The sequence below is a fragment of the Streptomyces sp. NPDC060209 genome, assembly GCF_042728155.1.
In the GTDB taxonomy this organism is placed as follows: Bacteria; Actinomycetota; Actinomycetes; order Streptomycetales; family Streptomycetaceae; genus Streptomyces.
This window is the reverse complement of the sequence record NZ_JBHWZS010000258.1, coordinates 1-12138: the sequence shown is the minus strand read 5'-3', so window position 1 is coordinate 12138 and position 12138 is coordinate 1. Positions and strand designations below refer to the sequence as shown.

The 12138-nt window shown below is 69.8% G+C and carries 11 protein-coding genes; 4 read left to right on the top strand and 7 right to left on the bottom strand.

All coding sequences use genetic code 11. The annotated features are described in order from the left end of the window. The coding region (locus ACFWFI_RS33430) for a methylmalonyl-CoA mutase family protein (protein WP_387397681.1) at positions 1-663 on the top strand (663 nt) is incomplete at its 5' end. 52 nt (positions 664-715) lie between these two features. Then, positions 716-1579, top strand: coding sequence for a 3-hydroxybutyryl-CoA dehydrogenase (locus ACFWFI_RS33425; RefSeq protein WP_387397679.1), 864 nt, complete (start codon positions 716-718; stop codon positions 1577-1579). A gap of 75 nt (positions 1580-1654) precedes the next feature. Here ACFWFI_RS33425 and ACFWFI_RS33420 read toward each other — a convergent pair whose 3' ends face one another. From ACFWFI_RS33420 to ACFWFI_RS33405, 4 genes are all read right to left on the bottom strand, one after another. After that, complete coding sequence (locus tag ACFWFI_RS33420; RefSeq protein WP_387397676.1) at positions 1655-3601, bottom strand: oxidoreductase; 1947 nt, start codon at positions 3599-3601, stop codon at positions 1655-1657. Between the two features lie 16 nt (positions 3602-3617). Beyond that, positions 3618-4751 carry an acyl-CoA dehydrogenase family protein gene (locus ACFWFI_RS33415; RefSeq protein ID WP_387397674.1) on the bottom strand — a complete coding sequence of 378 codons (1134 nt, stop codon included), beginning with the start codon at positions 4749-4751 and terminating at the stop codon, positions 3618-3620. A 100-nt stretch (positions 4752-4851) separates the two neighbouring features. After that, positions 4852-6015 (bottom strand): LLM class flavin-dependent oxidoreductase, encoded by a 1164-nt coding sequence (locus tag ACFWFI_RS33410; RefSeq protein ID WP_387397671.1) that lies wholly within the window; start codon positions 6013-6015, stop codon positions 4852-4854. A 62-nt stretch (positions 6016-6077) separates the two neighbouring features. Continuing rightward, positions 6078-6515: a nuclear transport factor 2 family protein gene (locus ACFWFI_RS33405; protein ID WP_387397668.1), complete on the bottom strand. Its 438-nt coding sequence runs from the start codon at positions 6513-6515 to the stop codon at positions 6078-6080. 206 nt (positions 6516-6721) lie between these two features. Between ACFWFI_RS33405 and ACFWFI_RS33400 the strand changes: the two genes are divergently transcribed. Then, positions 6722-7216, top strand: a complete 495-nt coding sequence (locus tag ACFWFI_RS33400) for a flavin reductase family protein (protein WP_387397666.1) — start codon at positions 6722-6724, stop codon at positions 7214-7216. 1 nt (position 7217) lies between these two features. Continuing rightward, positions 7218-7511 carry a hypothetical protein gene (locus ACFWFI_RS33395; protein ID WP_387397663.1) on the top strand — a complete coding sequence of 98 codons (294 nt, stop codon included), beginning with the start codon at positions 7218-7220 and terminating at the stop codon, positions 7509-7511. A 131-nt stretch (positions 7512-7642) separates the two neighbouring features. Here the strand turns inward: ACFWFI_RS33395 and ACFWFI_RS33390 are convergent, their stop codons facing one another. The 3 genes from ACFWFI_RS33390 to ACFWFI_RS33380 form a co-directional block, all read right to left on the bottom strand. After that, positions 7643-8983, bottom strand: a complete 1341-nt coding sequence (locus ACFWFI_RS33390; protein WP_387397660.1) for an FAD-binding protein — start codon at positions 8981-8983, stop codon at positions 7643-7645. Positions 8984-9050: 67 nt separating this feature from the next. Continuing rightward, on the bottom strand, positions 9051-11552 hold the full coding sequence (locus tag ACFWFI_RS33385; protein WP_387397657.1) for an ATP-binding cassette domain-containing protein: 2502 nt from the start codon (positions 11550-11552) through the stop codon (positions 9051-9053). A gap of 11 nt (positions 11553-11563) precedes the next feature. After that, positions 11564-12138 (bottom strand): branched-chain amino acid ABC transporter permease (locus ACFWFI_RS33380; protein ID WP_387397655.1); only part of this gene is annotated, 575 nt, incomplete at its 5' end.

The window sequence follows — 12138 nt, the reverse complement described above, 5'->3', positions numbered from 1 at the left end:
ATGGACTTCAACGACATCCGCACCACCCTGCAGGCCCTCATCGCGCTCTACGACAACTGCAACAGCCTGCACACCAACGCCTATGACGAGGCGGTCACCACCCCCACCGCGGAGTCCGTACGCCGGGCCCTGGCCATCCAGCTCATCATCAACCGCGAGTGGGGTCTCGCGATGAACGAGAACCCGCTGCAGGGCGCTTTCATCATCGACGAGCTGACCGATCTGCTGGAGGACGCGGTGCTCACGGAGTTCGAGCGGATAAGTGAGCGCGGTGGTGTCCTCGGCGCGATGGAGACGGGCTACCAACGGGGCCGCATCCAGGACGAGTCGATGCTGTACGAGGAGCGCAAGCATGACGGCACGCTGCCGATCATCGGCGTCAACACCTTCCGCAACCCGCACGACGGGGACGTGCAGGGCACTCCTGTCGTCGAACTCGCCCGCGCCACCGAGCAGGAGAAGGAGTCCCAGCTCACCCGCGTCCATGACTTCCAAGCCCGCCACGCCGACGCGGCTCGACTCGCTCTCGCCGAACTCAAGCGTGCCGCGACCAGCGGCGAGAACGTCTTCGCCGTGCTGATGGACGCCGCACGGGTGTGCTCACTGCAACAGATCACGGACGCGTTCTTCGAGGTGGGCGGCGCCTACCGGCGCAACGTCTGACCGGGACGCCCATTTGTTGTCCGCCCAACCTCCGTACCAGGGAAGGTCTTTCATGACCGGCATCTCACGTCTCGGCGTCGTCGGCTGTGGCCTCATGGGCTCCGGCATCGCCGAGGTCGCCGCACTGCGTGGCCTCGACGTCACCGTCGCCGAGTCGAGCCCCGAACTCACGGCCGCCGGCCGCGATCGCGTCACCGCGTCACTGGACCGCGGTCTACGACGCGGAAAACTCACCGAGGCCGAGCGCGACCAGGCTCTTGCCCGGCTCTACTTCACCCACGACCTCGGGGAGCTGGCAGACCGGCAGTTCGTCATCGAGGCCGTCGCCGAGAACCGGGAGGTGAAGCTCGGCATCTTCCGTCAACTGGACAAGGCGATCGCCGACTCGGATGCCGTCCTCGCCACAAACACCTCCTCGATCCCCGTCGTGGACCTCGCCATCGCCACGGGACGGGCTTCCCGGGTCGTGGGTCTGCACTTCTTCAACCCCGTACCGGTGCAGAAGCTGGTGGAGGTGATCCCAGCCCTCACGACCAGCGCCGACACCGTGGCCCGCGCCCGCTCCTTCGCCGCCGAGCTGCTCGGAAAGGAGGTCATCCAGGCACCCGACCGCTCAGGCTTCGTGGTCAACGCGCTACTGGTGCCGTATCTGCTGGCCGCGATCCGCATGGTCGAGTCCGGCGCGGCCCGCCCCGAGGACGTCGACAGGGGGATGGAACTCGGCTGCGCCCACCCGATGGGTCCGCTGCGGCTGCTGGACCTGATCGGCCTGGACACGGCGCAGGCCGTCGCCGAGTCGATGTACGAGGAGTTCAAGGAGCCGTTGTACGCCGCTCCCCCGCTGCTGCGACGAATGGTCGCAGCGGGTCACCTGGGCCGCAAGAGCGGACGCGGGTTCTACGAGTACGACGCCTGACGGCACAGCCGAACGGCCTCGCATGAGGGAGCCGGCCATCGGATACCCGGTGACCGGCCCTCATGCGGAGTGGGTTCAGAGCGGCCCGGCCGCGAGCGCCACCGCTGCCGCGCGTCCCTCCGCGACGGCGTGGGTGACGCGGCGCGGTACGACGCAGTCGCCGACGGCGCGGACGGTCCGGCCGTCGGCCGGAATGGACTCCGGGCGGCGTGGGCGGCGTTCGCCGACGGTCACCAGGACGTCGGCGGCGAGGCGCGTCTCGTGGCCGTCCATGACGCTTCGCAGGCACAGTCCGTCGGCCGTGGTGGCGGTCACGGTGTTCATCGCGACGATACGCAGCGGGGCGCCGGTGAGCCGGTTCATCAACTGGGTGCGGTTCTCCGGCGACAGACCCGTCGCGAATCCGTTGCCGGGGGTGATCACCGTGACCTCGCGGGCTCCGGCCGCCAGCGCGCTCTCGACGGCGCCGATCCCCTGCCACCAGCCGAAGCCGTCGTCGAGGACGGCGACCCTGGGCGCGCTCGGCACGACATCTGCGTACCGGTGGAGGAAGTCCGTGCTGGTGAGCGTCCGAAGCTCGCCCGGCACAGGGACGACCGCCTCCTCGGCTCCGGTGGCCAGCACTATCCGGGAGTACTCGGCCAGTTCGGCCGACGTCGGGGCGGTGCCCAGCACGACGCGTACGCCCAGATCGGCCAGTTGGGCGCGCTGGAAGTCGACGAACGTCTGCCATCCGGAACGGTGCACGGCGAGACCGGCCAGGCGCGCCTGGCCGCCCGCTTCTCCTGCACGGTCGAAGACGATCACCTCCCTGCCGGCACGGGCGAGCGCCATCGCGCACTCCATGCCCGCGGGACCCGCGCCCACGACGGCCACTGGGCCACTCCGGGAGCCGGACCGGGTGAGCAGCAGGGGCACCGCGGGCCGGGCCGCCGCGCCGGGCGGGCCGAGCTCCGGGTTCACCGAGCACGAGCCGGTGGGTTCGAAGGTCCGGCAGCCCTCGTTGCAACCCGTGCAGGGGCGTATGGACCGCTCGTCGCCGACGATCATCTTCCGCGCGAAGTCCGGGTCGGCGATGAAGGGTCGTGCCATGCCGACCAGATCGGCGCCGCTGTCCAGCGCCCGTTCGATGTCGGCCGCCGTCCGGAACCCCTGACTGATCAGCAACGGCAATGCGACCGCCGTGCGGAGCCGGGCCACGGACTCGAGGAGAGGTGGCCGGGTGGTGGCCATGCCGGGGACGTAGGTGTTGCGCACGCCGGTGGTGACGTTGACGTACGCGAAGGGCGTGGCGTCGCTCAGCCGCGGGAGCAGCTCGATCAGGTCGTCCAGGCCGAGGCCGGAGTCGTGGCCCGGCTCCACCGACACCCGTACACCGATGGGAAGTCCACCGATCTCACCGCGGATCGCTTCGATTACCTGGGCGAGCAGGGCGATCCGGTCGCCGTACTCGTCGTCGCGGGTGTTGTTGACGCGCGAAAGGAACTGGGCGAGCAGATAGCCGTGGCCCGCGTGCAGCTCGACGCCCTGGAAGCCGGCCTGCACGCTGTTGGCCGCCGAGACGCGGAACGAGTCGACGACGCGGCGTACCTCTTCGGCGCTCAGCGCTAGGGGCACGGTCGCCTCACGCGGCGAGCGGACGGCGGCCGCGGAGACCGGCGCGTAGTAGGTACCGGCGCCCAGGGTCTCCCGGCCCAGGTGGACCAGCTGTGCGACGGCCATGGCGCCGCCGTCGGTGATGGCCTCTGCGCGGCGGCGTACGGCGTCCTTGATCTCGGGGCGCCAGGCCTCGGTCAGGTAGCGCTGCGGCAAGGTCGACTCGGGCGCCACCGCGGTTCCGCCGGTGATCACCATGGCGGCGCCGCCCTGCGCAAGGCGCCGCCAGTAGGACGCGTCGGCCTCGGTGGGCGCGCCCTCGGCAACCGCGGCGGTGGCGTGTGCGGTGGCGACGAGCCGATTTCGGAGGGTGAGACCGCCGAGCGTGAACGGGGTGGCGAGCGTGGCCGAGGTTCGGCGGGGCATGCGGCTCTCCTTCCCTTCAGAGGGCGGATGGGGAGGCGAGACCGGTGAGTTCGGCGAGTCGGGCCCGATGCCGGTCCGCCGTGCCGAACAGCACCTCGCTGCTGCGTGCCCGCCGCACGTACAGGTGGGCAGGGTGCTCCCAGGTGAAGCCGATCCCGCCGTGCAGCTGGACGTACTCCGCCGTCGCCAGGCGGAAGGTCTCGGAGCAGACCGCAGCGGCGGCGCTCGCGGCTACCGGCAGCTGGGGCGATGCGATAGCCACGCAGGCCGTCGCGTAGGCGGACGCCGAGCGCGCCGCCTCGAGCGCGACCAGCACGTCGGCCAGCCGGTGCTTGACGGCCTGGAAGGATCCGATGGCGCGCCCGAACTGGTGGCGCTGCGCCACAAAGTCGACCGTCGCGTCCAAGGCGTGGCCGCTGCCGCCCACCTGCTCGGCGGCGAGCGCGGCCCTCCCCACGTCGAGGGTCTCCGTCACCTGCCCCGACTCCCCCACGGGTGTGGCGGGTGCGCCACGGAACTCCACCAAGGCCTGGCGGCGTGTCCCGTCCAGCACGCGGCGGGGTGTCCGCAGGCAGGAGCCCACGGTCGGCTCGCACGCGAACAGCCCTGTTCCATCGGGCGTTTGCGCCCGGACCACAACCAGCTCCGCTCCGGCCCCGTCGAGCACGAAGTCCGCAGCGCCGTGCAACGTCCAGCCGGAGCCGCCGAGTTCGGCACTGACTATCGGCACGTCCTCGCGGAATCCGGCCACGGTAGCAGTGAGGGTACCGTCCGCGATCCGCGGCAAGTAGCGCTCGCACGCCTGGCGGTCGCCGCTGCGCAGGAGGGCGTGCGCGGCGAGGACCACGGTGGGCAGCAGCGGTGCGCAGTAGAGCGCGCGCCCGGACTCCTCCAGCGCTACCGCGAGTTCGGCGAAGGTGAAGCCGGATCCTCCGTATTCCTCGGGAATCGCCAGTCCGTGGACGCCGATCTCGCCCGCCAGCCGCGTCCACAGCCCTTCGTCGTATCCGCGCGGGTTGGCCAGATGCTTGCGGACGTCCTCGGATCCGCTCGCTTCGGCGAAGAAGTCCCGCAGGACGGCGCGCAGTTGACGCTGCTCATCAGTTTCCGACAACAGATGGGGGTCGATCTCGGGGTGACGGCGGAACATGGGACCTCCATCGAACTCGTGCGATACAGAGTGCAGCACGCTGCTGCCCCTGTTCTCCTCTGCGGCGCGGGCTGACACGCACCCAGCAGAGGAAGAAGGGTCAGCGGGCCTTGCCCGACTGCTGGGCGTACTTCTCGGATGCGGCGTTGATCGCCGCCATGGTCTTGGACTTCCACTCGTTGTCGCGGACCCAGGCGTTGTGCTCGCGAATGGGCTGCAGCTGGCCCCGGAACTCCGGGATGACGTACTCGGCCCAGAGCTCGACAGCGCGTTTCTGCCGGTCGAAGGTGGTGAAGTCGGTCAGCGTCATCACGAAGCTGCCGAAACCTCCGGTCTGGTCCGCCAGCTTCCGGATGAGCTCGATGGCCGTGTCCGGCGTCCCGATCAGGACCGATCCGGACGCAATGGCATCGTCGATCATTCCCTCGACGTCCGGCCTCTCCGACGCGGGCAGCGGCGAGATGTGGGCGAGGTAGTTCCAGATCTCCTCGAAACCGTAGGCGCAGTCCTTGCGCGCCTGCTCCTCGGTCTCGGCGATGTGCGTGATGGCGGAGAGTCGCCAGTTCTTACGGTCGACGGTCCGGCCGTGGGCTGCGGCTTCCTTCTCCGCGATGCCCCAGTGCGTCCGGAGTGCCTCGAAGGCCGCCGGCGAGCTCGCGGAGAGGTTGATCATGCCGATGCCGAGCCTTCCCGCGGTCACCGGTCCCGACGGCGAGGTGACCGCGGCGACGACCACATCGAGCTCGGGGACGGAGTAGGGGCGCAGTTGCAGCCTCGCCTCGTGCAGGTCGTACCAGTCGGTCTTCTCCGTGACGGTCTCGCCACGCAGGAGTCGCATGATGACGCCCGCCGCCTCCAGCATCCTGTGGCGCTGCGTGGCCGGGTCGATGCCGAGCATGTAGGCGTCGGAGATCAGCTGACCGGGACCGAAGCCCATAATGGCGCGCCCGTGAGTGAGGTGGTCGAGCATGACCAGCCGCTCGGCGACCAGGAACGGGTTGTGGTACGGCAGCGAGTTCACCGCCGTGCCGAGCCTGATGTTGCGCGTGGTCCGCGAGACCGCGGCCAGCATCAGCTCCGGGGACCCGATCGGCTCGTGGCCTCCGGAGTGGTGCTCGCCCAGCCACGCCTCCTGGAAGCCGAGCCGGTCGGCCATCTCGATGATGGCCAGGTCCCGCTCGAAAAGGACCGTCGGACTGACGCCGATCTTGTGGAAGGGGGCCATGAAGACACCGAAGTTGGCCGGGTAGTGCGATGCGGACATGATCGATGAGCCTCTCGCCGGTGAGGGTTGCGAACAGGGGGCGGGGCAGGAGCGTGCGCGCGTCAGAGCGAGGGCGGCGTCACACTGCCACCGAAGGCGACGACGAGCGGGATCGGGTCGAAGTGCTCCACGAAATGGACGATCTTTCCGTCCCGGATGGTGAAGCAGGTGACGTACTCGTTCTTGTACTCGACCGGCCGCACCATCTCCATGTCGCTCTTGTAGAAGGTGACGACCTGGCCGGGGTCGGAGTGCAGGGTCTCGACACGGATGTCGTAGAGACCCTCGGTGACGATGGACTCAGGCAGCGGAGCGAGAAACTTCATGACGGCCTCGACGCCGTCAATGCGGCGCGGGAACCCCTCCGGGGCCCACCGCATCTCGAAGACCACGTCGGGCGCGAGCAGTTCGCGTTTGACGTCGAAGTCCCAGTCGTTGATCGCCTGGAGATACCGCTCGGCGATCGCCGTGTTCGCCTGCCTCAGCGCGTCTTGTTCCATGACTGACCCTAACTGAGTTTGATTCGGTTTGCAGAGAACCTAAGCGGTCTCGACCTCGCGGGTCAATGGCCGTGCAAGGGAAGCCCGATCCCTGCACTCACCTTCCAAATCCGAAGGGACGTGAGTACGCTCATAAAGTGAATTGAGTTCAGGAGAGGGGTTGCTCGGTGACCCCACAGCGGCTTGGACCAGGGGGCGTCACGGGCATGTTCGTCGACAACGAAGATCTGACCGCCGACGTGCTCCGGGGCGCCTACGGGCGGTTTCCGTCCGGCGTCACCGCGGTCTGCGGCCTCGTGGACGGCCGGCCGGCCGGCATCGCGGCAAGCTCGTTCACCTCCGTCTCGCTCGATCCGCCGCTGGTGTCGCTGTGTGTCGCCCATACCTCGACCACGTGGCCGGCCCTACGGCGGGCTTCACGCCTGGGCGTCAGCGTTCTCGCCGAGGACCAGGGGCCGGTGGCGCGTGCCCTTGCGACCAGGTCCCCCGACCGTTTCACGTCCGTGGATTGGGTGGCCGAGCCGCCGGGCTCCGTATTCGTCCTCGGAGCGGCACTCTGGCTGGAGTGCCGGATCGTCCAGGAGATCTCCGCCGGCGACCACGTCATCGCGCTGCTCGGGATCGACCGGCTCTCTCCGCACTCCGCGGTCCCCCCCGTGGTCTTCCACGCCAGCACCTTCAGGTCCCTGGCGGAGATCTGACGTGTACGTCGACGCCCGCAACTCCGACGTCCGGCTCGCCGGGTGCGACGACCTGACCCGTTTCAGCGTGCTGGCCGACGACCTGGAGGCACTCGCCGAGCGAGCCGGGCAGTTCGGCTACCTCGCTGAAGGCGTGGCCTTCGTGCGCAGCGACTGGATTCGTGACTCCGGGCCCCGCACGAGGGCGTGGCCGGCAGCGCTCGACGCGATGCTCGCCTTCGCGGAGTCGTCCGGGTGGCTGGCCGAAGGGCATGTCCAGGCCCACATCGTCCTGCCCGGCGCAGAACCGGCCTGATCCACTCCCCCGGTCCTTCCCTCCGCGCCCGACCCATCCGGAGTGCCCAGCGCCGGCGGGTCACCTCGGATGCCGGACCTACGGACGTCTCGACATCGTCTGCGGCGGTCCCCGACGGCGCTCGAGACCGGTCACGAGCGGTGTGTCGCCTCGCGGGCCGTGTCCGCAGCGGTGAGCCCGAACACGAGGGCTGCGGCGAGACCGCCCGCATAGGCGCGATGCCACAGGCCTCCGGTGTCCGATCCGGCGGCGAGGAGGCCTTCGAGCGGTCGGCCGCCCTCGTCCAGCGCGCGGGCCCGGTCGTCGATGCGCACACCATGGAACGGAAAGGTGATGGCCGGCACCGTCTCGATGACGTAGTACGGCGGCTCGTCCAGCGGCCGGCGGTCCAGCCTCCGGCCGGGCCCCGGTTCCACCCCTGCCGCGGTCTGCTCGTTGAACAGCTTGACGGCATCGCGGATGGCCTCGCCCTCGTAGCCCCACTCCTCGGGCAGACAGGCCAGCTCGTCGAGGTCTTCGGCGAGTCCGACGCGGCCACCTCGCTTGCTCGCCAGGGCGTACTTGTCGACGGCTACGGCACCCTCGACGTACGAGCCGACGATCCAGTCGCGGAACACCCGGGCGTCGGCGATGAGGAGACCGCGGCTTTCGGGCTGGCGAAGCAGTGCCATGGCCGTGAGGTGGTCACCCAGCGTCTCGTCGGCGAACCGCTCGCTGCGCAGATTGAACAGGATGGCGTGCTCGCTGTAGTAGAGCGACATGTCGACGAAGTCCGCCGGGTCCGCGAAGGGGATGCCGCTGGGAATGAGGTGGCCGTAGAAGCCCGCGTCGTCCGAGCCGGTGGCTGCCCCGGCCCCGGTGGCCAGACGGTAACCGCCGCCGTGACTGTGGGGATTGGAGCGGAGCCGCATCCGGTCTGCGTGCGGATGCACATGAGCGGTGCGGAGGGCGAGGTCGCCCTGGAATCCACCGGTCGCGATGAGCGTGTTCCGAGCACGCACCTGCCTGCGCGTGCCGTCCACCGCCCTCAGGTCCGCTCCGGCCACGACGCCTTGCTCGACCACCAGCCGCTCGGTGTCGGTCTCGAGCAGCAGCTCACCCCCGCCGTCGAGAATGAGCTGACGGCAGGTGTCCACGTAGTGGTTCGTGTCGAACTGGTGCCCGCGGCCGAAACCGAGGACGCGTTGTGCGTCCTTGACCTCCACGCCGACGGAGCGGATCCAGGAGATTCCGTCGGCGAACCGGTCCACCAACGCGCGCTTGAGCGTGCTGTCTCCACGCGGATTGTGTTCGTCCATGACGTCGTGGCTCGGGGCGGTCCACGCGTAACCGGCGAAGCGTGCGGAGCCGCCGACGTCTGTGCCGATCTCGACGATCACGACCGACAGGCCGCCGCGTACGGCGCGGGCACCGGCGGTCAGCCCTGCCATGCCCGCGCCGATGATCAGCAGGTCGACGTCTTCCGTGTTCATGTGACTCTCCTGGGGCCAAGGGATGGGCTTGCCGGCGAAGTGCAGCGAGCGGGTGCGGGATGCCGTCTCAGCCCTGTGCGGCAGCCACGGGAGCATCGCTCGGGCCGTCGAAGTAGGCCTGTTCCGCACGCGTGAGGAACAGCGGGTCGGCCGGCTCGCCGCGGACGGCGATGCCGCCCTCGTGCAGCACGACCACCTCGTGGCATGCGGACGCGGCGCGGCCGAGGGACTGCTCCAACAGGACGACCGTCATGCCGTCGTGAGCGAGCCGCCCCAGGCGGGCGTACACCTCGTCGACCATTGCCGGGGACAGGCCGAGCGCCGGTTCGTCGACGATCAGCAAGTCGGGTCGCGCCATCAGGGCCCGCGCGATCGCGAGAATCTGCTGCTCGCCTCCGGAAAGCCCGGCGGCGGGTACACCCATCCGCTCACTCAGCCGCGCCGGCAACCACTCGGCGGTCTCCGCAAGGCGCGCCCGCAGTTCCGCCCCCTTGGTACCCGCGGCGTAGGCGGCGACTTCCAGGTTCTCCCGCAGGGAGAGCGTCTTGAACAGTGCGCGCCCCTCGGGCACCAGCGCGCTGCGCAGGCTCCCGTCGACCGCACGCCGACCGCGGGTGGGCGGCAGCGTGCCGTGCAGGATCCGGCCCAGTGTGCTCTTGCCCGCGCCGTTGGCACCCACGATGCCGACGACGCTGCCCCGGGCGATCGTGAGGTCGACGCCGCTCAGGGCGGTGACTCCGCCGTAGGCGTGGCCCACGCCCTCCAGTCGCGCGGCGGCACGTTCGGCGCCGTCCCGGCGCGGGAGTTCCCCTCGGGCAGCGCCCTCGCCCAGGTAGGAGGAGCGCACCCGAGGATCGTCCAGGATCTCGCCGGGCCCGCCCTCTCCGATCGGCCGGCCGAAGTCGAAGGCGAGCACCCGGTGGGCGACGGCGAACAAGTCGTCCAGGACATGATCGATGATCACGACCGCAGTGCCGCGCTGCTGCTGTCGTACGATCTGCCGGGCGAGCAGGTTGCGTTCGCCGGCATCGAGACCGCCGAACGGTTCGTCCAGGATGAGAAGTTCGGGTTGCTCCGCGAGCGCCCTGGCCAGGTCGAGACGCTTGTGCATGCCGAAGGACAGCTCGGCCGGATAGCGGTCCGCGACATGCGCGAGTCCCACACTCTCCAGGAGCTCAGTGGCTCCGGCGCGGTGTTGGGCGGTGACACGGCGACGGGTACAGAGGACGTTCTCCAGAACGGTCAGCTCGGGGAACGTCTCGGCGTGCTGGAAGGTGCGACCGATACCGAGCCTGCGTCGGGCGGTGGCGCGGCCCTTCAGGAGTGACTTGCCGCCGTATCGGGCGCTGCCTGCCACCCGTCCGCCTCCGACGAGCCCGGACAGGACGTTCAGCAGCGTCGTCTTGCCTGCGCCGTTCGGGCCGATGATCGCGAGGGTCTCACCGGCCCTTACGGACATCGATACGCCTTCGAGCGCCTTGAGCCCGCCGAAGGTGACCGCCACCTCGTCAAGTCGCAGCAGTTCGTGGGTAGTTTCCGCGGGTTCGGGCACCTTTCGCGGCATCTCTTCGGGCAGCGCCGCAAGGGTCGGCGGGCGCGTCCCGGCTCGCCGCAGCAGCCGGCGCGCCAGCCGTCCGAGGAAGAGCACCGCTCCGCCCGGCAGGAACAACAGCGCGGCGATGAGCACGACGCCTTGGAGGACCGGCTGCGGTACACCCGCGCTCTCGGCAGCCGTAGGGGCCCAGGTCAGGTATGCGCCTCCGACGACCGCGCCCAGGAGCGTGCCCACGCCGCCGAATACGCAGGCGGCGATCAGCGAGATCGCCAGGGCCAGCGAGAACGGGTCCGGGCTGACGAACCCGACGACCAGAGCCAGTGTCACACCCGCCAATGCGGCGAACGCGGCGCTGACAGCGAATGCGAGCGCGGACTGGGCCTCGGGGGCGATGCCGACGGAACGGGCCGCCATCGGGTGGGACTTGGCGGCGACCAGCCGCATCCGCAGGGCGCCCGGCCGGGCCAGCGCGGCCACCGCGAGAGCGATCCCTGCCACGGCCACAGCGATGTACTGCGCCTGCGTGCCGGCGCTGGAGAGCGTGCCGAGGCCCAGGGCGCTGTCCAGCTTCTCCATCGCGATGCCCTGGTCACCGCCGGTCACCTCGGTCCACTGGCCCATCACCTCCAGCGACACCATGGTGAACGCGAGCGTCAGCAGGGCGACGTACAGCATGGAGAACCTTGCGCCGGCAGCCCCCAGGAACGCTCCGAAGGCCGCGCCGCAGCCGATCGCGCCGAGCAGCACGAGCTCCATCGGCCATCCATGCGTACTGCCGTACGCCGCGAAGTAGGCGCCCATGGCGAAGAACGCTGGATGGGCGATCGACCAGATACCGGCCCAGCCGGCAAGGAGGTTCACCGAGAGGACGAGGACGGTGTATACGGCCGCGAGCCCCACGGAGTACGCCTGGTACGGCGGGATCACCCCCGTGTGCAGCACGAGGATGAGCGCGGCCGCTGCGAGCGGTCCGAGTACCGCTTTGGCTAGGTTGGAACGACTGGCTACAGACATGGACCGCTCCCTCAGACCCGCTGGAACGTGCGCACACCGAACAGCCCCTGGGGGCGTATCAGCAGCACGAGGATGGTGAACGTGAACACGAACGTGTCCCGGTAGCCGGCGGAGACGTAGCTCGCGGCCAGGTTGTCGAGAACGCCGACCGTCAGCCCGCCGATGACAGCGCCGTACATGCTGGTCAGACCGCCGAGGAAGATCCCGGCGAAGGCGCGGAACAACGGTGCGCTGAGCACGGTCGGCACGAGGCCGGCCCGGGGCGCGTAGAGGATGGCGGCGAGCACGGCCAGGGAGAGCCCGAGCGCCCAGGCTATCCGGGCGATGCGCTGCGAGCCGAGGCCGAGGATCTGCGCGGTGTCGGCGGACTCGGCGACGGCACGCATGGCGGAGCCGATGGTCGTACGTCCGAAGAGGTACGCCACCATCGCCATCGCGACGGCCGCGACGGCGATGGTCAGCAGGCTCTGCGTCGGGATCGCCGAGCTCCCGAGCGAGACGGAACCCTCCACCAGGCTCGGGAAGAGCCGCGGCTGGTCGTCCCAGATCGTGCTGATGACGCTCTCCGCGATGAGGGAGACGCCCA

What these genes read in the sequence shown, in the direction of transcription:
- ACFWFI_RS33420 (WP_387397676.1), bottom strand. Translation starts at nt 3,601, where the DNA reads ATGCCCCGCCGAACCTCGGCCACGCTCGCCACCCCGTTCACGCTCGGC.
- ACFWFI_RS33385 (WP_387397657.1), bottom strand. Translation starts at nt 11,552, where the DNA reads ATGTCTGTAGCCAGTCGTTCCAACCTAGCCAAAGCGGTACTCGGACCG.
- ACFWFI_RS33405 (WP_387397668.1), bottom strand. Translation starts at nt 6,515, where the DNA reads ATGGAACAAGACGCGCTGAGGCAGGCGAACACGGCGATCGCCGAGCGG.
- ACFWFI_RS33425 (WP_387397679.1), top strand. Translation starts at nt 716, where the DNA reads ATGACCGGCATCTCACGTCTCGGCGTCGTCGGCTGTGGCCTCATGGGC.
- ACFWFI_RS33410 (WP_387397671.1), bottom strand. Translation starts at nt 6,015, where the DNA reads ATGTCCGCATCGCACTACCCGGCCAACTTCGGTGTCTTCATGGCCCCC.
- ACFWFI_RS33390 (WP_387397660.1), bottom strand. Translation starts at nt 8,983, where the DNA reads ATGAACACGGAAGACGTCGACCTGCTGATCATCGGCGCGGGCATGGCA.
- ACFWFI_RS33400 (WP_387397666.1), top strand. Translation starts at nt 6,722, where the DNA reads ATGTTCGTCGACAACGAAGATCTGACCGCCGACGTGCTCCGGGGCGCC.
- ACFWFI_RS33415 (WP_387397674.1), bottom strand. Translation starts at nt 4,751, where the DNA reads ATGTTCCGCCGTCACCCCGAGATCGACCCCCATCTGTTGTCGGAAACT.